Source organism: Rhodoferax sp. PAMC 29310, assembly GCF_017948265.1.
In the GTDB taxonomy this organism is placed as follows: Bacteria; Pseudomonadota; Gammaproteobacteria; order Burkholderiales; family Burkholderiaceae_C; genus Rhodoferax.
The window spans coordinates 918,730-940,207 of sequence record NZ_CP072852.1 but is presented as its reverse complement, the minus strand read 5'-3'; the positions used below and the strand labels follow the sequence as shown (position 1 = coordinate 940,207).

Genomic DNA, 21,478 nt, shown 5'->3' with positions numbered 1-21,478 from the left:
GGCCGGCATTACACCGCACTCCGGCGGCACTTGCGCGACAGCCACGCCACCCAGCCCCTGTATAAATGAGCCCATGACCCAGAAAACAGCCTCTTCATCCGCCCTGACGCCACTGCGGGGCGTCCGCGTTCTCAGCCTTGCGCTCAATCTGCCCGGCCCCGCCGCCGTGATGCGCCTTAAACAGATGGGCGCAACCTGTGTCAAGCTGGAGCCGCCACCCCTGGCCAACGCGCCGTCTGGCGACCCCATGGGCACCTACAACCGAACCGGTTATGAAGCCATGCACCAAGGCGTGCTCTTGGTGGTGGCTGACCTGAAGTCTGACAAAGGCCAAAAGACCCTGCACCGAGAATTGGCCAAAGCCGACGTGCTGTTAACGTCTTTTCGCCCGTCGGCCTTGCGCAAACTGGGGCTGGAGTGGAAAGCTCTGCGCAAGCTCTACCCCCTGCTCTCCATGGTCACCATCGTGGGCGCCCCGGGCGAGCGGGCCGAGGAGCCGGGCCACGACCTAACCTACCTGGCTGAAAACGACCTGGTCACGGGGCTGGAGCTACCCGCCACGCTGTACGCCGACATGGGCGGCTCCCTGATGACAACGGAGGCCGTTTTGCAGGCCACGCTGGTGCAGCGCCTCAAAGGCAAAGGCAGCTTGATTGAGGTGGCCTTGTCCAGCGCAGCAGCCTATCTGGCCCTGCCCCGCACCTGGGGCCTCACCCAACCCGGCGCTGCCGTGGGGGGCGGGCACGCAGGCTACCGGGTCTACCCCTGCAAAGACGGCCGGGTGGCGGTGGCAGCGCTGGAACCCCACTTTGCCAAGGCCTTGTGCGCCGTGGCGGGCATAACGCTGTCCAGCGGCGCCGCCATCATGGCGCCTGAAACCCACCAGGCTGTGGCTGAATTCTTCAGCAGCAAGACCAGCAAAGCGTTGGACCAATTGGCAGTGGCACACGACATACCACTCCACACACTATCAAAATAATAGCTACTCCCGCCCGTTGCACATGCGCTAGAATCCGATTTCTTATTAAAAATGGGGTTTGAGGAATGCGTCCCCAGAGAATGCTGTCTTCATCGCAAAGGGCCCACCCTGGCAAAGCCAGAAAAAACCTTAGGCCTTCATCTGGCGCCCCGCTTGCCGCCACAATAAAGTCATGAAAGCGTTCTACTCCGACCAGTTTGTGTTGCCCCTGCCCAGCGGCCATCGCTTTCCCATGGCCAAGTACCAAATGCTGCGCGATCGCCTGCAGGCCGACTTTCCCGAAGTGCAACTGGCCCAAGCCCTGCGCGCCTCAGACGACGACCTGACGCTGGTGCACAGCCCGGAGTATGTCCAGTCCATCGCCACCGGTCGCATCGACCCCAAGGCCATGCGCGAGATTGGTTTTCCGTGGAGCGAGGCCATGAGTGAGCGGGCGCGGAGATCAGTGGGCGCCACGGTGGCCGCTTGCCGCTCGGCGTGGTCTGAAGGCATTGCCGCCAACCTCGCCGGTGGCACCCATCACTCCTATGCCGACCGGGGCAGCGGGTTTTGCGTCTTCAACGACGTGGCGGTCGCGACCTGTTAGTTGCAGGCCGAGCACGCCAAAACCCATCAAGCGCCCTTGCAGGTGGCCGTCATTGACCTGGACGTGCACCAGGGCAATGGCACGGCCAGCATCTTTCAAGGCGACGCCAGCGTCTTCACGCTGTCGATGCATGGCGAAAAGAACTTTCCGTTTCGCAAAGAGACGAGCGACCTGGACATCGGCCTGCCCGACGGCTGCGGCGATGCGGACTACCTGCCCGCGCTGGAGCAAGCCCTGCTTGACTTGGACAGTCGCTTCACGCCCTCCTTTGTGTTTTATCTGGCCGGTGCCGACCCCTTTGAAGGCGACCGCCTGGGCCGCCTGAAGTTCAGTTATGAGGGTCTGAAGGCGCGGGACCGTCGGGTGTTTGACTGGGCATGGCAGCGCCGTGTTCCCCTGGTCATGGCCATGGCGGGTGGCTATGGCAACCAGATTGAAGCAACGGTACAAGTGCAGGTCAACACCTGGCGTGAGGCGCTTGAGCACTGGCGGCGCTGGCGCGGGTAGAGCCGACATTGCCACGGCTTTCTGCTACGTGGCGGGCATCGCCACTGATCAGCGGCTGCGCACGATACCTCGCCTCCTGCGCTATGCAATTAGTAGCTACTTGCGCTTATTGCACGAGGACTGGAACTACTTTTTTTCAGGAAAACTGAAGTTCGAGAGGCGTTTGCCTGGGATGTTGCATGTTCTTTTCAAATACCCACCATGGCAAGGCGTGAGACTTTTTTAGACCCAAAGTGGTCTGTCCACCTTCGGCTGCCGCCGGTAATTCCCTACCCAATGCGGTCTTCAATACAGTCAAACTCGCGGACTGTAAGCAGACATTACTTGATGATTTGACGACGCAGGAAATGACTTCTGACGTGCCGGACGAACATACGACAACTGCTCTCAATAATGATTATTTACCTGTCCGTGGCTAGAATTGCTCGAAGAGGTTTTTCAGGGTTTTTGTACCTTTGCAAATTTCCGATAAAGTCGCCGAAAGTAAGGCGGCAAGCCACTCCCAGAAGGAATCCAGGTCCAGTTTATTCCGCAGGTCTTGATGCAAAAATTACGTTAGATCACAAGGTGCACATCATCAAATCGCAAGAAGTATTTGAACAGGTTGTCAAGCTTATTGAGCTTCTCAGGCGAGGGTGTAAGAAGTTTTGTGTAAACGGTTATTTGGCAGGAAACTGCTGTCTTGCATGGAGCCGAGATGACCGTAGAGATGAAACCCTTACCCGCCGAGCTGATTGACGCCCTGTTGGCCGACTACAAAAAGCCCGAAGACCTGATTGGCCAGAATGGCCTCTTGACGCAGCTCACCAAAGCCTTGGTCGAGCGAGCTTTGCAAGCCGAATTGACCGGCCACCTGGGTCACGGCAAGAACCAGTTGGTTGCCAATGAAGCGGGCAACACCCGCAACGGGTGCAGCAAGAAAACGCTCAAAGGCGATTTTGGCCAGCTACCCATAGAAATCCCCCGTGACCGCGCCGGCACCTTCGAGCCCCAACTGATTGGCAAACACCAGACCCGCTGGAGCGGCTTTGACGACAAGATACTGTCGCTGTATGCCCGAGGCATGACGGTACGCGAGATTCAAGGCCATCTGCAGGAGATGTACGGCGCCGAAGTGTCTCCTACCCTGATTTCATCCGTGACCGACGCCGTCATGGACGAGGTCAAAGCCTGGCAGTCGCGCCCCTTGGAGGCGCTGTACCCCATCGTCTACATGGACTGCATTCACGTCAAGGTGCGCGACAACGGTACTGTGCGGGTCAAGGCCCTGTACTTGGCCATTGGCGTCAACCTGGACGGCCTCAAAGAGGTACTGGGCCTGTGGATGGCCCAAACCGAAGGGGCCAAGTTCTGGCTGCAGGTGGTGACTGAACTGAAGAATCGGGGCGTGGCTGACATCTTTATCGCCTGCGTAGATGGGCTCAAAGGTTTCCCTGACGCCATTGAGGCAGTCTTCCCCAAGGCGACGGTGCAGCTTTGCATTGTTCACATGGTGCGTCACAGCCTGAACTTCGTGGGGTGGAAACAGCGCAAGGAAGTCGCCGCGGATTTGCGGCTGATTTACGCTGCGCCCACTGAATCCGAAGCTGAGCGACAACTCACGGCATTCGAGGTCAAATGGGACGATTCCTTCGCTCCGATTGGGCGCTCCTGGCGGCGCAACTGGACACGCTTGATACCGTTCTTTGAATACCCGCCAGACATCCGAAAAGTGATTTACACGACCAACGCCATTGAGTCCGTGAACATGAGCCTGCGCAAAATAACCAAGACCCGCGGCTCGTTCCCAACTGAGGACGCAGTGTTCAAGCTGTTCTATCTGGCACTGAACAACATCAGCCAGAAATGGACGATGCCGATTCGGGATTGGAAGGCTGCTCTGAACCGCTTTACCATTCAGTTTGACGAGCGCATGCCGCGCGTCTAACTTAACCGCCGTTTACACAAAATTCGGGACACCCTCGCGCTCCTGGCGGCGCAACTGGACACACTTGATACCGTTCTTTGAATACCCGCCAGACATCCGAAAAGTGATTTACACGACCAACGCCATTGAGTCCGTGAACATGAGCCTGCGCAAAATAACCAAGACCCGCGGCTCGTTCCCATCTGAGGACGCAGTGTTCAAGCTGTTCTATCTGGCACTGAACAACATCAGCCAGAAATGGACGATGCCGATTCGGGATTGGAAGGCTGCTCTGAACCGCTTTACCATTCAGTTTGACGAGCGCATGCCGCGCGTCTAACTTAACCGCCGTTTACACAAAATTCGGGACACCCTCTCTCAGGCCAAAGTTCTACAACAGAATTACGTGGGTGATGGTGGTTTCTGGGATCGCTTTGATATCTACACCCTTGTGGGAGAAAATTCTTGATGCGCTACTTCAAAAGCAGTTTGACGTCAGAATTTCTGGCCCAAATGACGCAGCTTGGGGATTCGCCCTATGTGCTCTTGCACTCGTATACCACTTGGTCAATACCGGCATTTACGATGCTTTGCGCTCGCGCTCTAAGCAAGAGCGAACCTCACTTGAGATCGAACATGACCGTTCCATCTTTTTAAAAGCTGATTCTGAACTGACCGAGCAGCAGCTTGATTGGTTCTTGGAAGTTTTATCGAATGATCATTCGTATCGATCGAGCGGCGTCAGCAGACTTGATAATTTTTGTCGCGTTCTTGTTGCAACCCAGAATACGTTCCTTAGAAAGACTTTAGATGGGCGTTCTAATGACTTTCTTGTCGAAGCAAATAATTTGCTTGAATTCATCAGCTACAAATTCTTCGTATTTCCGTCAAAACAATCTGGTGAAGATTTACGCTTTTGTATGGTGCCGGGACTTAACTGCGATCGCGAGGGCGATGGATCCCCCGAACAGATGGCTAAATACGATGCACTCACCGATGAGGTATGCGAATTGATCAAACAAGTGCGAAAGCTCTATGTGGAACTGCGAATTTCCATCAAGCGTGAACTTATTGTCTAACCCTTCATTCCAGTGGATCGCCTACGGCGCCGCTTATTTCAAACGTTAGCGTACTCGAAAGCCGACGCCTGCCATGGACTGATCCTGGCTCAAATGCCGAAATTGCGGCACTCACCGTCACCGCGAGGTATTGGCCGTTGAATTGCCGTGGTTGGATGGTGTCAAGCGCCCCGCACAGCGGATTGAAGCCGTACGCTCAATGCCAAGGCTGGCCCCTACCTTTGCAGACCATGAACCTCATATCAGTTCACTCTTGATCAACAGCACCACAGCCCGAGCCTCCATAGCCTGCCCCAACCCCACGGGCCCCATCTTTTCCGCCGTTTTGGCTTTCACATTGACCTGATCCACGTCCACTCCCAGCGCTTTGGCGATGCTGGCGCGCATGGCGGGCATGTGGGGCATCAGTTTGGGGGCTTGGGCGATGACGGTGCTGTCCACGTTGCCAATCTCGTAGCCTTTTTCGCGTACCCGGCGTGCGGCCTCGGCCAACAGCACGGCAGAGTCTGCGCCTTTGAAGGTGGCGTCGGTGTCCGGGAAATGGGTGCCAATGTCGCCCATGGCGGCCGCACCCAACAAGGCGTCGGTGATGGCGTGCAGGAGCACATCAGCGTCCGAGTGGCCCAGCAGGCCCAGATGAAACGGCACCTCAACACCGCCCAAGATCAGTTTGCGCCCTTCTACCAGGGCGTGAATGTCCCAACCTTCTCCAACTCTGATCTTCATACGGGTTCTTTCAATAGAGCTGGAATTGTCGGGGCAGTGCGCGCTGTCAGCACGGCTTCGGCAAGGGCAAAGTCTTCCGGGTAGGTGACCTTGAAGTTTTGGGCGCTGCCGGGCACCAGTTTGGGTTTAAGGCCCAGGGCCTCAATGGCGCTGGACTCATCCGTGACCTGGTCGCCGGCTTGGGCTAGTGCGGTCATCAGGGTGCCGATGCGGAACATTTGTGGCGTTTGGGCCAGCCATTTGTCGCTGCGGTCCAGGGTTTGGCCCACCCGCCCCGCCACTTCTTGTTTCAGCGTGTCGGGCAGTTTGTGGGCCAGCAGGCCGCCCACCTCGTCGTCTTCGCAGGCGTCAATCAGGGCATTGATTTGCGCAGGGGTGACCAAGCAGCGGGCGGCGTCGTGCACCAAGGCCCAGTCTTGCGCCACGGCGCCTTTGATCAATAACGACTCTAAACCATTAAAAACGCTTGTAGCCCTTGTCGGACCTCCGCAAGCCGCTATCGAAAAAGAAGCATCTACGGATGCGAAAAATTTATCATCTGGCGCCACCACGACCACGGTTTGGGTCAGGCGCGGCACGGCGTCAAAAGCGGCCAGGGTGTGCAGCACCATGGGCTGGCCGGCCAGCGTCTGGTATTGCTTGGGGCCTGCTGCGCCGGAGCGGGAGCCCGTGCCCGCGCAGGGAATCAGGGCCCAGAACCTGATCGGGACGGGGGAATTGGAGTGGGTAGGTGTGGTCAAAGTGAGCCCATTCTAAAATCGCCGCCAGTGTCAGCCGCAAAACACCCCCTGCCTTGAGCCGAGAGGGTGTTTTGCATTTGTGTTTTTGAAAATCAGGGCGCCGCAATGCGCCCCCAGCAGGTCATTCATGGATTTACCCAAACTGAACCCCGGCAAACGCTTCACCCTGCCTCGCCCCACTGGCTCGGCCGACGCCTTGTTGCTGGCCCAATTGGGGTTGCGTGAGAAGAAAGCCGGCAAGATCACGGCCATCATCACCGCCAACGCGGTGGACGCCCAGCGGCTGATTGACGAGATGTCATTTTTTGCCCCTGACCTGCGCTGCGTGCTGTTTCCCGATTGGGAAACCCTGCCCTACGACACGTTTTCTCCGCACCAGGATTTGATCAGCGAGCGTTTGGCCACGCTGTGGCGCATCAGCCAGCGCGAGAAAGAAACCGGGGCTGACGTGGTGGTGGTGCCTGCCACCACCGCCTTGTACCGGCTTGCGCCGCCCAGCTTTCTGGCCGGCTACACCTTTCAGTTCAAGGTCAAACAAAAGCTGGACGAGGCCAAGCTCAAGTCCCAGCTCACCCTGGCGGGCTACAGCCATGTGACCCAGGTGGTCAGCCCCGGTGAATACGCGGTGCGCGGCGGCCTGATTGATTTGTTTCCCATGGGCAGCTTGGTGCCGTTTCGGGTGGACCTGTTTGACGACGAAATTGACAGCATTCGCACGTTCGACCCCGACACCCAGCGCAGCTTGTACCCGGTGCCTGAGGTGCGCCTCCTCCCCGGACGCGAGTTCCCCATGGACGACGACGCCCGTGCGCGCTTTCGCAGCCGCTGGCGTGAGCTGCTGGAAGGCGACCCCACCAAGAGCCGCATTTACAAAGACATTGGCAACGGCGTGGCCACGGCCGGCATTGAGTATTACCTGCCGCTGTTCTTTGAAGACACCGCCACCGTGTTTGACTACCTGGGCAGCGAAGCCACCGTGGTCTTGCACGGCGACCTGGAGCCCGCGTTTCAGCACTTTTGGCAAGACACCAAAGACCGCTACCGCCTGCTGCACACCGACCCCGAGCGCCCCGTGCTGCCGCCCGAGTCGCTGTTTTTGGGCACCGAGCAGTTTTACGCCCGAGCCAACGCCTACCCGCAACTCGCCATTCGCCCCAAAGTCACCGCCGACGGTCCCGAGGCAAGCAGCGACTATGCCGAATTTGAGCCACTGCCGGCCATGTCCGTGGTGCGCGGGGCCGAGGAGCCATTGGCCCGGCTAAAAGATCACATGCGCAACACCCAGCAGCGCACGCTGGTGTTGGCCGAGAGTGATGGCCGGCGCGCCAGCTTGCTGGACTTTTTACATGCCTCGCAGTTCAGCCCGCCCACCTTTGACTCGCTGGCCGAGTTTCTGGCAAGTGAGGAGCCCATCGGCATTGCCACCTCCATGCTCAATGTGGGCTTTGCCTGGCTGGAGGCCGGCATTGACTTTGTGACCGAGACCGAGCTGTTTGCCGCCGGGCCCACCACCCGCCGCCGCAAAAAGCAGGAACAGGTGAGCGACGTTGAAGCGCTGATCAAAGACCTGAGCGAGCTCAATCTGGGCGACCCGGTGGTGCACTCCGCCCACGGCATTGGCCGTTACCGGGGCTTGATCAACCTCGATCTAGGCAACAAGCTACCTAATGGCGAGCCTGAGGTGCAGGAGTTTTTGCACCTGGAATACGCCGACAAAGCCACCTTGTATGTGCCAGTCAGCCAGTTGCAGCTCATCAGCCGCTACACCGGCGTGAGCGCGGACGAAGCGCCGCTGCACAAGCTGGGCTCGGCCGCCTGGGACAAGGCCAAGCGCAAAGCTGCCGAACAGGTGCGCGATTCGGCTGCCGAGTTGCTCAACATCTACGCCCGCCGTGCGGCCCGTGAAGGCCACGCCTTCCGCTACTCACCCAACGACTACGAAACCTTTGCCAACGACTTTGGCTTTGAGGAAACGCCTGACCAGGCGGCCGCCATTCATGCCGTCATTCAAGACATGATCAGCCCCCGCCCCATGGACCGCCTGGTGTGTGGTGACGTGGGTTTTGGCAAGACCGAGGTGGCGTTGCGTGCGGCGTTCATCGCCATCACCGGTGGCAAACAGGTGGCGTTTTTGGCACCCACCACCTTGCTGGCGGAGCAGCACTACCAAACCCTGGTGGACCGATTCAGCAAATGGCCGGTAAAAGTGGCCGAGATGAGCCGCTTTCGATCAGGCAAGGAAATCACCGCCGCCCTGAAAGGCGTGGCCGACGGCACCGTAGACATCGTCGTGGGCACCCACAAGTTGCTCAGCGAGTCCACCAAGTTCAAAGACCTGGGTCTGCTCATCATTGACGAAGAGCACCGCTTTGGTGTGCGCCACAAAGAGCAGATGAAAGCCTTTCGCGCCGAAGTGGACGTGCTGACGCTAACCGCCACCCCCATTCCCCGCACCTTGGGCATGGCGCTGGAAGGCCTGCGCGACCTGAGCGTGATTGCCACCGCGCCGCAACGACGTCTGGCCATCAAGACCTTTGTGCGCACCGAAGGCAACGGTGTTATTCGCGAAGCGGTGCTGCGCGAATTGAAACGCGGCGGCCAGGTCTACTTTCTGCACAACGAGGTGGAAACCATTGAGAACCGTCGCGCCAGGCTGGAAGAGCTCTTGCCCGAAGCCCGCATCGCCGTGGCCCACGGCCAGATGCCCGAGCGCCAGCTCGAAAGCGTGATGCGCGACTTTGTGGCCCAGCGCTACAACTTGCTGCTGTGCTCCACCATCATTGAAACCGGCATTGACGTGCCCACCGCCAACACCATCGTGATGAGCCGGGCCGACAAGTTTGGTCTGGCGCAGTTACACCAATTGCGCGGACGCGTGGGGCGAAGCCACCACCAAGCCTACGCCTATTTGATGGTGCCGGATTTGGAGGGCTTGACCAAGCAGGCCACCCAGCGGCTGGACGCCATTCAGGCCATGGAAGAACTGGGCAGCGGCTTTTATCTGGCCATGCACGATCTGGAGATTCGCGGTGCCGGCGAGGTGCTGGGTGAAAACCAGAGCGGCAACATGCTCGAAATCGGCTTCCAGCTCTACAACGAGATGCTGTCAGAGGCCGTGCGCTGCCTGAAAGCCGGTGTTGAGCCAGACCTTTTGAGCCCGCTGAACGTCACCACAGAAATCAATTTGCACGCGCCCGCCCTGCTGCCCAACGACTACTGCGGCGATGTGCACCTGCGCCTGAGCTTCTATAAAAAACTAGCAACGGCCAAGAACACCGACCAGATCGACGGCTTGTTGGAAGAAATCATCGACCGCTTCGGCAAGCTGCCCCCACAGGCGCAAACGCTGATTGACGTTCACCGCCTGCGGGTCATCGCCAAGCCTTTCGGCGTGGTGAAAGTGGATGCCGCCCCTGGTGTGATCACCATCACCTTCAAGAAAAATCCGCCCATCGACCCGATGAAGATTATTCAAATGATTCAAAAAAACAAACACATCAAACTGGCTGGCAACGAGAAGCTGCGCATTGAGCGCGAGTTGCCCGATGCCAAAGACCGCGCCCAGATGGTGCGCGATGTGCTGAAAAACCTGGGGCAGCCGGTGGTTGAGGCCGTGGCCTGACAAATTCGCAAAATGGCAATATTCAAAAATAAAAGGCCCATACCCCCCCGTAAAACCTGCGCAAGCAGCTATCAAATTCATAGTTATTGAACACCATGTCAACCACTGAACTCTCTCCCGGCCTTGTCATTCAGGGCTTTGCGCCACCGCTGCGACTGAGCGATTTCAAGCTCATCGCCTTTGACATGGATTCCACCCTGATCAACATTGAGTGTGTGGACGAGATTGCCGACGCCGTGGGCCGCAAGGCGCAGGTGGCGGCCATCACGGAGGCCACCATGCGCGGCGAGATTGCCGACTTCAAGGAAAGCCTGCGCCAGCGTGTGGCGTTGCTCAAAGGCGTGACGCTGGAGAGCATGGAGCAGGTCTATCATGAGCGCCTGCAACTGAACCCCGGCGCGGCCGAGTTGGTGGCGGCTTGTAAAGCGACAGGCATGAAAGTACTGCTGGTCTCAGGCGGCTTCACGTTTTTTGCTAACCGGGTGCAAGAACGTTTGGGAATTGACTGGGCTCTGTCCAACCAATTGGAGATTGAGGACGGCGTGCTGACCGGCCGCATGCTGGACCAGCCTTGGGGTGATATTTGCGACGGCGCCCAAAAGCGCAAGACGCTGCTGGGGACCTGCGCGCAACTGGGCATTCAGCCCAGTCAGGCGATTGCCATGGGTGATGGCGCCAATGACCTGCCCATGATGGGCGAAGCTGGCCTGTCCGTGGCCTACCACGCCAAACCCAAGGTGCGCGAGCAAGCCATGGTCGCCATCAATACCGGCGGGTTGGACCGTTTGCTGGAAGTTTTCGCCTAAGATCGTTCGTCTAACAACAAATTTGTAACAGGAGAAAGAACCAATGAAGATTGAAACCCTGGCCGTACACGGCGGCTACACGCCTGATCCCACCACCAAGGCCGTTGCGGTGCCTATTTACCAAACCGTGGCTTACGCGTTTGACAACACGCAGCACGGTGCCGATTTGTTTGACCTGAAGGTCGCCGGCAATATTTACAGCCGCATCATGAACCCCACCAACGCGGTGCTTGAGGCGCGCGTGGCGGCTATGGAAGGCGGCATTGGCGCGCTGGCCATGGCGTCCGGCATGGCGGCCATCACGGCGGCCATTCAGACCATTGCCGAGGCGGGTGACAACATCATCTCCACCGCCACCTTGTACGGCGGCACGTACAACCTGTTTGCCCACACCTTCCCGCAGCAGGGCATTGAAGTGCGCTTTGCCGATGCCAATGACCCGGCGTCGTTCGCCAAGCTGATTGATGACCGCACCAAGGCGATTTACTGCGAATCGGTGGGCAACCCGCTGGGAAACATCACGGACATTGAAGCGCTGGCCATCGTGGCCCATGGCGCTGGCGTGCCATTGATTGTGGACAACACAGTGTCCAGCCCCTACCTGTGCCGCCCGTTTGAGCATGGCGCCGACATCGTGGTGCACTCGCTGACCAAATACATGGGCGGCCATGGCACCACCATTGGCGGCATCATTGTCGATTCCGGCAAATTCCCCTGGGCCATGCACAAAGCACGGTTCAAGCGCCTGAACGAGCCTGATGTGAGCTACCACGGCGTGGTCTACACCGAGGCCCTGGGCGAGGCAGCCTACATTGGCCGCGCTCGCGTGGTGCCTTTGCGCAATATGGGTGCGGCACTGAGCCCCATGGCTGCATTCCAGATTCTCCAAGGCATTGAAACCCTGCCTTTGCGCATGGACCGCATCTGCGAGAACGCCCTCAAAGTGGCCTCGCACCTGAAGTCTCACGCCAAAGTCGGCTGGGTCAACTATGCCGGTCTGCCCGACCATGCGGACCATGGTTTGGTGAAGAAGTACATGGGCGGGCGCGCCTCCGGCATCATCAGTTTTGGACTGAAAGCCAGCGACAGCCTTGAGGCCGGCGCCCGCTTTCAGGACGCGCTCAAGCTGTTCACCCGCCTGGTGAACATTGGCGACGCCAAGTCCCTGGCCTGCCACCCTGCTTCCACCACACACCGCCAACTCAACCCGGCCGAACTGGCCAAGGCGGGCGTCAAACCCGACATGGTGCGTTTATCCGTGGGCATTGAGCACATTGACGACTTGCTGGAAGACCTGGGGCAGGCGCTGGCCGCCGTCTAAGCAGCTACCCATCCCCGCCTGGCAAAACGCCAGGACGCGGCAAGACAAAGAAAAGCCCCTTCAATGGGGCTTTTCTTTGTGCGAAGTTTTTGTGCACGATCTGCTCTAAGTGTTTATTATGAAAACGCATCATTTGAGAAAAAGCGGTTCACCCCGGTGAGCCGCAACCATCAAAGGAGAGTCACATGAGCGTTTTCACTCGATTCCAGGAACGGTTTGTTGCCGCCCAGGAAGAGGAAATGTCGATCCAGGACTACCTGGAACTCTGCAAGCGTGATCCACAGGCCTACGCCAGCGTTGCTGAGCGCATGCTGGCCGCCATCGGCGAGCCCGAACTGGTGGACACCCGCACTGAACCCCGCCTTTCCCGCATTTTTGCCAACAAGATGCTCAGGCGTTACCCCGCGTTTCGCGACCTCTACGGCATGGAGGATGTGATTGAACAAATCGTCTCCTACTTTCGCCATGCAGCGCAGGGCTTGGAAGAGAAGAAACAAATTCTCTACCTGCTCGGGCCCGTGGGCGGGGGCAAGTCTTCGCTGGCAGAGCGGTTGAAGTCCCTGATTGAGGTGACGCCCATTTACGCCATTAAGGGCTCACCCGTGCACGAGTCGCCCTTGGGATTGTTCAATGTGATGGAAGATGCACAGTTGCTGGAAGACGACTTTGAAATTCCCCGGCGCTATCTGGGCACCATCATGAGTCCTTGGGCGCTGAAACGGTTGAACGAATACGGGGGTGACATTAGTCGCTTCCGGGTCGTCAAACTTCGCCCGTCCGTACTGGCCCAAGTAGCGGTGTCAAAGACGGAACCCGGGGATGAAAACAACCAGGATATTTCGTCGCTGGTGGGGAAAATCGACATCCGCAAGCTCGAAACCTATTCCCAGAGCGATCCGGACGCCTACTCCTACTCCGGCGGCCTGTGTCTGGCCAATCGGGGTGTGCTTGAGTTTGTGGAAATGTTCAAGGCACCCATCAAGGTACTGCACCCCTTGTTAACCGCCACGCAGGAAGGCAATTACAAGGGGACCGAAGGGTTTGGCGCCATTCCTTTTGACGGATTGTTGCTGGCCCACTCGAATGAGGCGGAGTGGTTGACCTTCAAGAACAACCGCAACAACGAAGCTTTTCTGGACCGCATTTACATCGTCAAAGTGCCGTACTCGCTGCGGGTGGCGGACGAAATTCATATTTATAAAAAGCTGCTCACGAATTCCTCACTGAGCAAGGCGCCCTGCGCACCTGACACGCTGAAGATGCTGGCTCAGTTCTCGGTGCTGTCCCGGCTCAAAGAGCCTGAAAACTCCAGCATCTTCTCCAAGATGCGCGTCTACGACGGTGAAAACCTCAAAGACACCGACCCCAAGGCCAAGAGTATTCAGGAATACCGGGACTTTGCCGGCGTTGACGAAGGCTTGACGGGCTTGAGCACCCGCTTCGCCTTCAAAATTTTGTCGCGGGTGTTCAATTTTGATCACCGCGAGGTGGCCGCTAACCCGGTGCACCTGATGTACGTGCTGGAACAGCAAATCGAGCAAGAGCAATTCGCGCCCGAGGTGGCGGACCGGTATATGCGCTATCTCAAAGAGTTTCTGTCGCCCCGCTATGCCGAGTTCATCGGCAAGGAGATTCAAACCGCCTACCTGGAAAGCTACTCGGAGTACGGGCAGAACATTTTTGACCGCTATGTCACCTACGCTGATTTCTGGATTCAGGACCAGGAATACAGGGACACCAATACCGGTGAGATTCTGGACCGGGGAGCGCTCAACAGCGAGCTGGAAAAAATCGAAAAACCCGCGGGCATTTCCAACCCAAAAGACTTCCGCAATGAGGTCGTCAACTTCGTCTTGCGGGCACGTGCCAAAAACGAGGGCCAAAACCCCGCGTGGACCTCTTACGAGAAGTTGCGGGCCGTGATTGAGAAAAAAATGTTTTCCAACACCGAGGAGTTGCTGCCGGTGATTTCGTTCACCACCAAGGCCAGCGGCGATGAGCAGAAAAAACACAAGGATTTTGTGGACCGCATGGTCAGCAAGGGCTACACGGAGAGACAGGTTCGCTTGCTGTGCGAGTGGTACTTGCGTGTGAGAAAGTCGGCTTGACCCCCCTCTTCACAAGCTGAGAGAAAGCGTCACATGACCGTGCGCATCATCGACCGTCGCCTGGACAGCAAGCATAAAAGCTCGGTGAATCGGGCACGCTTCATTGACCGGTTCAAGGGCCAGATTCGCAAGGCCGTCACTGACGCGGTCAACAAACGCCATGTGCGTGACATAGGCAATGGGGAAAAGATCGGCATCCCCGGCAAAGACATCGAAGAGCGCCAGTTCGGGCACGGCCAGGGCGGCGTGCGCGAAACGGTTCGACCCGGCAACGACCGATTCAGCACCGGCGACCGGGTTGACCGCCCCAAAGGCGGCGGCGCAGGGGGCGGTGGCGGCCAGGCCAGTCAGGATGGCGAAGGTCTGGATGAGTTCCTGTTTACCCTGACCAAGGACGAGTTTCTGGACCTGTTCTTTGATGAACTGGCGTTGCCCGATCTCGTCAAACAACATCTGGCTCAAACCGAGCAATATCGCCGTGTACGGGCCGGCTACACCCAAAGTGGGGTGCCCGCCAACATCAACCTCGTCCGCACCATGCGCGGCGCGGCCGGGCGGCGCATTGCGGTGGGTGGCCCCTATGCCGCACAACTTCGGTTGTTGCTGGCTGAGCTGAGCGAAATTGAAGACAAGTTGGCCGATGATGACCCTGAGATTCAGCGCCTGAGGCGCGAAATTGCGGTGCTGCGGGCCCGCATGGACAAAGTGCCCTTCGTGGATTCATTTGACCTGCGTTACAACAACCGCGTGAAACACCCCAAACCCAGCACGCAGGCGGTGATGTTTTGTCTGCTGGATGTGTCTGGTTCCATGGACGAGGGGCGTAAAAACATTGCAAAACGGTTTTTCATGTTGCTCTATATGTTTCTGAACCGGAACTACGAACGCATCGACGTGGTGTTCATTCGGCATCACACGGCTGCCAGCGAGGTGGATGAAGACGAGTTTTTCACCTCCCGGGAAACCGGTGGCACGATTGTTTCCAGCGCCCTGGAGCTGATGTACAAAATTATTGCGGCCCGTTATCCCAGCAGCCAATGGAATATTTACGGCGCTCAGGCATCCGATGGCGACAACTGGGACAACGATTCGCCTCGCTGCCGTGAATTGCTGTCCGAGTCCTTGCTGCCCCTGACCCAGTATTTTGCCTACATCGAAATCACCGAAGGCGAACCTCAGAACCTCTGGTACGAATACAGCAAGCTGGAAGCGCTCCACCCCAAGGACTTTGCCATGCGGCGAATCGCCACCGTGGCTGACATTTACCCTGTGTTTCGGGATCTGTTCAAACAGCGGATGTGAGCAGACCATGGACAAGAAAGTCAAAACCAAAATCAAGCTTCTGCCCACCGGATCGGAGTGGACGTTCGCCGCCATAGAGGAGTACCACCAGGCCATCGCCCGCGTGGCCAGTGAGTACAAGCTGGACACCTACCCCAATGTGCTGGAGCTGATCAGCTCCGAGCAAATGATGGACGCCTACGCCTCCATCGGTATGCCGGTCTATTACAACCATTGGTCTTTTGGCAAGAATTTCCTCGGCACACAAAACCGCTACAAGCGGGGCCAGATGGGCCTGGCCTATGAGATCGTCATCAATTCAAACCCCTGCATCGCCTACCTCATGGAGGAGAACACACTGCCCATGCAGGCACTGGTTATTGCGCATGCGGCCTATGGGCACAACTCGTTCTTCAAGGGCAACCACTTGTTCCGGCAATGGACCAGTGCGGACGCTATCGTGGATTACCTGGTGTTCGCCAAAAAGTACATTGCCGATTGCGAGGAGCGCCATGGTGTCATGGCCGTTGAGCAACTGCTGGATGCTTGTCACGCCTTGCTCAATGTCGGCGTCGACCGTTTCAAGCGCTCTCCCCGCCTGTCATTGGAGAAAGAAACACTTCGCCAAAAAGAGCGCGAAGATTACCTGCAAGCCCAGGTCAACGATCTTTGGCGAACTTTGCCACCGCACATGGAGGTCGATGCCGAGGCCCAGGACGCCCGCTTTCCAGCGGAGCCCGAGGAAAACCTGTTGTATTTCATCGAAAAGAACGCGCCATTGCTGGAGCCCTGGCAGCGGGAGGTGATTCGCATTGTTCGAAAAATAGGCCAGTATTTCTACCCGCAGCGTCAAACCCAGGTGATGAACGAGGGCTGGGCCACCTTTTGGCATTACACCCTGCTCAATACCTTGTACGACCAGGGTGGCCTGTCCGAGGGTTTTATGCTGGAATTTCTGCAATCGCACACCAATGTGGTGTACCAACCGCCCTACAACAGCCCGTACTACTCCGGCATCAACCCCTATGCACTTGGATTTGCCATGTGGCGCGACATTCGGCGAATTTGCGAGGAGCCGACCGAGGAAGACCGCGAATGGTTTGCAGACATTGCCGACTCCAATTGGCGCGACACCTTTGAATTTGCCATGCAAAACTTCAAGGACGAGAGCTTTATTGCCCAGTACCTGTCTCCCAGGTTGATGCGCGAGTTTCGCCTATTCTCGGTGCTGGATGACGATACCCAGCAGAAGCTCCAGATTGGCGCCATTCATGATGAGAGCGGCTACCGCACCGTGAGAAACCAGTTGTCCGACCAATACAACCTGAGTAATCGCGATCCCAACATACAGGTGTGGAACGTCGATTTGCGTGGAGATCGCTCCCTAACTTTGCGTCATTTCTCGCATTTGCGCCGGCCGCTGGACGAGTCCAGTGCCGCGGTACTTCAACATGTCGCTTACCTATGGGGATTCACGGTCCGCCTTGAAAACGAAGACTCTGACGGGAAGGTCACCCTGTTGTCTGAACGCATTCGGGAAAAAAGAAGTGCCCCCACTCGTCCTTTTCCGTGACCTAACGCGCAGTCAGGGAACGCTTGCCGTGAGCAACGAATCGTTCAATATGAAGCACGCTTTGGCGCACGCTCCCTGACATACGCAAACCCAAACGACAAGGCCTCGTCCATGGTGACCTCTATGGCGTGGCGTTCGTGCTCAGTGAGGTAAAACATCAAGTCCACGTCATGCCGTATGTACCGCACCGGCAGGCGGTTTAGAACGACGCAGGCCACATCGGCCAACATGTCCGCTGAAAAATCTGGATTTGACCCGGCCATGCCCGCCACCGCTTCGAAGACCAAGCGTTCATAAAAGTTGTGAACCTGTTCAAAACTAAAAACCATAAGGATCTCTCCGTAACTGATGAAGGGGCCGGTCGTTGGCTGCTGCCAGTATCGACACCAACGTTAGCACTTCAGTTCACGGTTGACAACAAAATGAGGATAGGTCGCCTATGCTTGTCGATAAACTTAGCTATGAATCTTGTAGCATCTGAAAAGTTGGGCTATAGTTTGAACCCGCGTCGGAGATCAGGGCAGTTGCCTGCATGAATAAAAAATCAAGCTCCCGGCGATCAATCCATGCTTTGAGGAGAGCCCGTTAATGAGTTCCAAAGAAAATGCCGCCGTCGGCCCGCTGTTAAGCCTGCTTGAGTCCCGCTACGCCATTCGGGTACTTTGGGCACTGAAGGACGGTCACGCTCAAACCTTTCGCTTGTTGCAGGACAGCGTTGGCGGCATCACTCCCAACACACTGAACACGCGAATCAAGGAACTGCGGGAAGCCGGCTTGGTCACCCATGGCAGCGACGGCTATATCGTCACGGCCTTGGGCGCCGATTTGCTCAAACGCATCGGGGATCTCTCTGCATTTGCCACCAAATGGTCGGCCAGCTTGGCCAAAAAAAGCGCCTAAGCCCAATTGAGGCCGGTCCCCGTTGAGGGACAAGCGTTTATTTCCAAAAAACAGGCGCGGCCTGTTTTTTTGTTGGTGCCTACCAAAACTCCGGGGAGGTCATCCTGGACCCCCGGAGCTGGCTCAAAAGTGATGCACCAAAGGGTGCTGGCATAATTTAGGGCTTTCTGGGCGCGGCCTTTCACCTTAGTGCGCACCCAGCTATCCAATTTATAGCAATCAAGGAAATCTCATGACCACAACCACTTCAGGCCTGCAATACGAAGACACTTTGATTGGCTCTGGCGACGTCGCCACCAAGGGTCAAAGTGTGACGGTTCATTACACCGGCTGGCTGCACAACGACGGCGTGCAAGGCGCCAAATTCGATTCCAGCAAAGACCGTGGTGACCCTTTTGTGTTCGCGCTCGGCGCCGGCATGGTCATTCGCGGCTGGGACGAAGGCGTGGCGGGCATGCAAGTGGGCGGTGCACGCACCCTGATCATTCCCGCAGAGCTGGGATACGGCGCGCGTGGCGCTGGCGGTGTGATTCCACCCAATGCCACGTTGAAGTTTGACGTCGAACTTCTGGCAGTTGCGGGCTAAGCATCGCCCTATCAAGCCGCCAGCCCAGCGCACCCATTCTTTGGCGCGCAGGGCACGCTTGATATTGCCCTTGAAGTTCAAGAATCCCTCCTCATGTAAGGGACTTAGTATTTGTAAATTGGCTTACCTCTATGTCTGAATCGAACCAAAACCAAACCAACCCAAGCACCGCCGACCAACCCAGCACGGAAGACATGGTGAACGCCCAAGTCTCACCTGAGATGGACGCGCTCGCCAAGGTTCAGGCGGAACTGGCCGAGTTACAGTCCAAGAGCGCAGACCTTGCTGACCAATACCTTCGCGCCAAAGCCGAGGCCGACAATGCGCGGCGCCGTGCTGAAGAAGACGTCTCCAAAGCCCGCCGATTTGCGGTAGAGGCGTTTGCCGAAAGCCTGCTGCCCGTCGCTGACAGCCTGGAAGCTGGCTTGATCATCAAAGACGCCACCATTGAGCAAATTCGGGAAGGCGCTCAAGCCACGCTGCGCCAACTGATTGCCGCTTTGGAGCGCAACAAGGTGATCGCCATCGACCCGACCGCCGGCGTCAAGTTTGACCCGCACCAGCACCAAGCCATCAGCGTGGTGCCCTCTGATCTGGAGGCGAACACGGTAGTCACGGTGCTGCAAAAAGGCTATTCCATCGCGGACCGCGTCATGCGCCCAGCGCTGATCACTGTTTCTGCGCCTAAATAAGTATGAATTGACTTGAAAACACTCAAGTCAACCGCAAATCAAGAACATCTGAAAACTGGAGTAAATCATGGGAAGAATCATCGGTATCGACTTGGGCACCACCAATAGCTGCGTGTCGGTTATGGAGGGCAATACGCCCAAAATCATCGAGAACTCAGAAGGCGCGCGTACCACACCATCCATCATTGCCTATCAGGAAGATGGCGAAGTGCTGGTCGGAGCGTCCGCCAAGCGTCAAGCTGTGACCAACCCCCGCAACACGCTTTACGCGGTGAAGCGCCTGATTGGCCGCAAATTTGCAGAAAAAGAAGTCCAGAAAGACATCGACCTGATGCCTTACAAGATTACCGCTGCAGACAATGGTGATGCCTGGGTGGAAGTGCGCGGCAACAAAATGGCGCCTCAGCAAGTGAGTGCGGATGTGTTGCGCAAGATGAAGAAGACCGCCGAAGATTACCTCGGCGAAGCCGTGACGGAAGCCGTGATCACGGTGCCCGCTTACTTCAACGACGCTCAGCGCCAAGCCACCAAAGACGCTGGCCGTATTGCCGGTCTGGACGTCAAACGCATCATCAATGAGCCCACCGCTGCCGCGCTGGCTTTCGGTCTGGACAAAAAAGAAAAAGGCGATCGCAAGATTGCTGTGTATGACCTGGGTGGCGGCACATTTGACGTCTCCATTATCGAAATCGCCGACGTGGACGGTGAGAAACAGTTTGAAGTGCTCTCCACCAACGGTGACACCTTCCTGGGTGGTGAAGACTTTGATCAACGCGTGATCGACTACATCATTTCCGAGTTCAAGAAAGAACAAGGCGTTGATTTGGGCAAGGATGTGTTGGCACTGCAGCGCTTGAAAGAAGCCGCTGAGAAAGCCAAGATTGAGCTGTCCAGCAGTGCGCAGACCGACATCAACCTGCCCTACGTGACCGCAGATGCGTCAGGCCCCAAGCACCTGAGCGTGAAACTGACTCGCGCCAAGCTGGAGTCGCTGGTTGAAGAGTTGATCGAGCGCACCATTGCCCCTTGCCGCATGGCATTGAAAGATGCGGGCGTCAGCGCCTCCGAGATCAATGACGTGATTTTGGTCGGCGGTATGACCCGCATGCCTAAAGTGCAGGAAAAGGTCAAAGAGTTGTTTGGCAAAGAGCCACGCAAAGACGTCAATCCTGACGAAGCCGTGGCCGTGGGCGCTGCCATTCAGGGCCAGGTCTTGTCGGGTGACCGCAAAGACGTGCTGCTTTTGGACGTGACACCTCTGTCGCTGGGTATTGAAACCCTGGGCGGCGTCATGACCAAGATGATCACCAAGAACACGACCATCCCGACCAAGTTTGCACAGACTTTCTCGACTGCCGATGACAACCAGCCCGCCGTGACCATCAAGGTGTTCCAGGGCGAGCGAGAGATCGCCATGGGCAACAAGATGCTGGGTGAGTTCAACCTGGAAGGCATTCCACCTGCTTCGCGCGGTACGCCGCAAATCGAAGTGTCGTTTGACATTGACGCCAACGGCATTCTGCATGTCGGCGCCAAAGACAAAGGAACCGGCAAAGAAAACAAGATCACGATCAAGGCCAACACGGGCTTGTCAGAAGCCGAAATTCAGCAAATGGTGAAGGACGCCGAGCTGAACGCCGAAGACGACAAGAAAAAACTGGAACTGGTGCAAGCCAAAAACCAGGCCGATGCCAGCGTGCACAGCGTGAAGAAGAGCCTGACCGAATACGGCGACAAACTCGAAGGCGAAGAGAAAGCCAAAATCGAGCAGGCGATCAAGGAACTGGAAGACGCTCTCAAAGGTGACGACAAGGCCTTGATCGACGAGAAGAGCACAACGCTCATGACAGCCAGCCAGAAACTCGGCGAGCACATGTACGCTGAGGCGCAGGCCAAAGAAGCCGCACAAGGCGGCGATGCCGAAGGCGCTCACTCTGCTGAGAAGGCCGCTGCGCACGAAGCTGACGACAACGTCGTTGACGCTGAAGTGAAAGAAGTCAAGAAGGACTAAGCGCTTGCGCTGACTACCGCTGATAAGCGCCGCGTTGAACACTTTGGGTGCAACG

General features: G+C 57.3%; 16 protein-coding genes and 2 pseudogenes. 15 read left to right on the top strand and 3 right to left on the bottom strand.

The features are described 5' to 3' along the window. Positions 1 to 73 precede the first annotated feature (73 nt). The 5 genes and pseudogenes from J8G15_RS04345 (at position 74) to J8G15_RS04325 (ending at position 5,057) form a co-directional block, all read left to right on the top strand. Complete coding sequence (locus tag J8G15_RS04345; protein ID WP_210546329.1) at positions 74 to 979, top strand: CoA transferase; 906 nt, start codon at positions 74 to 76, stop codon at positions 977 to 979. A gap of 172 nt (positions 980 to 1,151) precedes the next feature. Further along, positions 1,152 to 2,072, top strand: a pseudogene (locus J8G15_RS04340) (histone deacetylase). 697 nt (positions 2,073 to 2,769) lie between these two features. Continuing rightward, entirely contained in the window at positions 2,770 to 3,999 is a 1,230-nt protein-coding gene (locus tag J8G15_RS04335) for an IS256 family transposase (protein ID WP_210544748.1), read from the top strand. A 34-nt stretch (positions 4,000 to 4,033) separates the two neighbouring features. Further along, positions 4,034 to 4,318, top strand: a pseudogene (locus J8G15_RS04330) (transposase); the annotation flags it as partial. Between the two features lie 70 nt (positions 4,319 to 4,388). Next, positions 4,389 to 5,057, top strand: a complete 669-nt coding sequence (locus tag J8G15_RS04325; RefSeq protein ID WP_210546328.1) for a hypothetical protein — start codon at positions 4,389 to 4,391, stop codon at positions 5,055 to 5,057. A 237-nt stretch (positions 5,058 to 5,294) separates the two neighbouring features. Here J8G15_RS04325 and ispF read toward each other — a convergent pair whose 3' ends face one another. Both ispF and ispD read right to left on the bottom strand, forming a co-directional pair. Beyond that, positions 5,295 to 5,783, bottom strand: coding sequence for a 2-C-methyl-D-erythritol 2,4-cyclodiphosphate synthase (gene ispF, locus J8G15_RS04320; protein WP_210546327.1), 489 nt, complete (start codon positions 5,781 to 5,783; stop codon positions 5,295 to 5,297). Continuing rightward, complete coding sequence (ispD, locus tag J8G15_RS04315) at positions 5,780 to 6,523, bottom strand: 2-C-methyl-D-erythritol 4-phosphate cytidylyltransferase (RefSeq protein ID WP_210546326.1); 744 nt, start codon at positions 6,521 to 6,523, stop codon at positions 5,780 to 5,782. The genes ispF and ispD overlap by 4 nt, the downstream gene beginning before the upstream one ends. Positions 6,524 to 6,650: 127 nt before the next feature. Here ispD and mfd point away from each other — a divergent pair, with 127 nt between their 5' ends. The 6 genes from mfd (at position 6,651) to J8G15_RS04285 (ending at position 17,234) form a co-directional block, all read left to right on the top strand. Then, positions 6,651 to 10,145 carry a transcription-repair coupling factor gene (mfd, locus tag J8G15_RS04310; protein WP_210546325.1) on the top strand — a complete coding sequence of 1,165 codons (3,495 nt, stop codon included), beginning with the start codon at positions 6,651 to 6,653 and terminating at the stop codon, positions 10,143 to 10,145. A gap of 95 nt (positions 10,146 to 10,240) precedes the next feature. Continuing rightward, positions 10,241 to 10,951: a phosphoserine phosphatase SerB gene (gene serB / locus J8G15_RS04305; RefSeq protein ID WP_210546324.1), complete on the top strand. Its 711-nt coding sequence runs from the start codon at positions 10,241 to 10,243 to the stop codon at positions 10,949 to 10,951. Positions 10,952 to 10,994: 43 nt separating this feature from the next. After that, entirely contained in the window at positions 10,995 to 12,272 is a 1,278-nt protein-coding gene (locus tag J8G15_RS04300) for an O-acetylhomoserine aminocarboxypropyltransferase/cysteine synthase family protein (protein ID WP_210546323.1), read from the top strand. Positions 12,273 to 12,457: 185 nt separating this feature from the next. Then, positions 12,458 to 14,380 (top strand): PrkA family serine protein kinase, encoded by a 1,923-nt coding sequence (locus J8G15_RS04295; RefSeq protein ID WP_210546322.1) that lies wholly within the window; start codon positions 12,458 to 12,460, stop codon positions 14,378 to 14,380. Between the two features lie 33 nt (positions 14,381 to 14,413). Further along, a complete protein-coding gene (locus J8G15_RS04290) occupies positions 14,414 to 15,682 on the top strand; it encodes a YeaH/YhbH family protein (protein ID WP_210546321.1) in 1,269 nt (422 codons plus the stop codon). A gap of 7 nt (positions 15,683 to 15,689) precedes the next feature. Further along, positions 15,690 to 17,234 (top strand): SpoVR family protein, encoded by a 1,545-nt coding sequence (locus J8G15_RS04285; RefSeq protein WP_210546320.1) that lies wholly within the window; start codon positions 15,690 to 15,692, stop codon positions 17,232 to 17,234. A 44-nt stretch (positions 17,235 to 17,278) separates the two neighbouring features. On the opposite strand, the gene J8G15_RS04280 is transcribed toward J8G15_RS04285, so the two are convergent. Beyond that, positions 17,279 to 17,563 (bottom strand): late competence development ComFB family protein, encoded by a 285-nt coding sequence (locus J8G15_RS04280; protein ID WP_210546319.1) that lies wholly within the window; start codon positions 17,561 to 17,563, stop codon positions 17,279 to 17,281. Between the two features lie 259 nt (positions 17,564 to 17,822). Here J8G15_RS04280 and J8G15_RS04275 point away from each other — a divergent pair, with 259 nt between their 5' ends. The 4 genes from J8G15_RS04275 (at position 17,823) to dnaK (ending at position 21,423) form a co-directional block, all read left to right on the top strand. Then, a complete protein-coding gene (locus J8G15_RS04275) occupies positions 17,823 to 18,134 on the top strand; it encodes a helix-turn-helix domain-containing protein (RefSeq protein ID WP_210546318.1) in 312 nt (103 codons plus the stop codon). A 232-nt stretch (positions 18,135 to 18,366) separates the two neighbouring features. Beyond that, positions 18,367 to 18,720: an FKBP-type peptidyl-prolyl cis-trans isomerase gene (locus tag J8G15_RS04270; protein WP_210546317.1), complete on the top strand. Its 354-nt coding sequence runs from the start codon at positions 18,367 to 18,369 to the stop codon at positions 18,718 to 18,720. 131 nt (positions 18,721 to 18,851) lie between these two features. After that, a complete protein-coding gene (gene grpE, locus J8G15_RS04265) occupies positions 18,852 to 19,412 on the top strand; it encodes a nucleotide exchange factor GrpE (RefSeq protein WP_210546316.1) in 561 nt (186 codons plus the stop codon). A gap of 67 nt (positions 19,413 to 19,479) precedes the next feature. Further along, the gene (gene dnaK, locus J8G15_RS04260; protein WP_210546315.1) at positions 19,480 to 21,423 is read left to right on the top strand and encodes a molecular chaperone DnaK; all 1,944 of its coding nucleotides are present in this window, start codon (positions 19,480 to 19,482) and stop codon (positions 21,421 to 21,423) included. The last annotated feature ends 55 nt before the right edge of the window (positions 21,424 to 21,478 follow it).

Coding starts and splice junctions, on each gene's coding strand:
- J8G15_RS04345 (WP_210546329.1), top strand. CDS start 74: ATGACCCAGAAAACAGCCTCTTCATCCGCCCTGACGCCACTGCGGGGC.
- J8G15_RS04335 (WP_210544748.1), top strand. CDS start 2,770: ATGACCGTAGAGATGAAACCCTTACCCGCCGAGCTGATTGACGCCCTG.
- ispF (WP_210546327.1), bottom strand. CDS start 5,783: ATGAAGATCAGAGTTGGAGAAGGTTGGGACATTCACGCCCTGGTAGAA.
- mfd (WP_210546325.1), top strand. CDS start 6,651: ATGGATTTACCCAAACTGAACCCCGGCAAACGCTTCACCCTGCCTCGC.
- serB (WP_210546324.1), top strand. CDS start 10,241: ATGTCAACCACTGAACTCTCTCCCGGCCTTGTCATTCAGGGCTTTGCG.
- J8G15_RS04300 (WP_210546323.1), top strand. CDS start 10,995: ATGAAGATTGAAACCCTGGCCGTACACGGCGGCTACACGCCTGATCCC.
- J8G15_RS04295 (WP_210546322.1), top strand. CDS start 12,458: ATGAGCGTTTTCACTCGATTCCAGGAACGGTTTGTTGCCGCCCAGGAA.
- J8G15_RS04290 (WP_210546321.1), top strand. CDS start 14,414: ATGACCGTGCGCATCATCGACCGTCGCCTGGACAGCAAGCATAAAAGC.
- J8G15_RS04285 (WP_210546320.1), top strand. CDS start 15,690: ATGGACAAGAAAGTCAAAACCAAAATCAAGCTTCTGCCCACCGGATCG.
- J8G15_RS04280 (WP_210546319.1), bottom strand. CDS start 17,563: ATGGTTTTTAGTTTTGAACAGGTTCACAACTTTTATGAACGCTTGGTC.
- J8G15_RS04275 (WP_210546318.1), top strand. CDS start 17,823: ATGAGTTCCAAAGAAAATGCCGCCGTCGGCCCGCTGTTAAGCCTGCTT.
- J8G15_RS04270 (WP_210546317.1), top strand. CDS start 18,367: ATGACCACAACCACTTCAGGCCTGCAATACGAAGACACTTTGATTGGC.
- grpE (WP_210546316.1), top strand. CDS start 18,852: ATGTCTGAATCGAACCAAAACCAAACCAACCCAAGCACCGCCGACCAA.
- dnaK (WP_210546315.1), top strand. CDS start 19,480: ATGGGAAGAATCATCGGTATCGACTTGGGCACCACCAATAGCTGCGTG.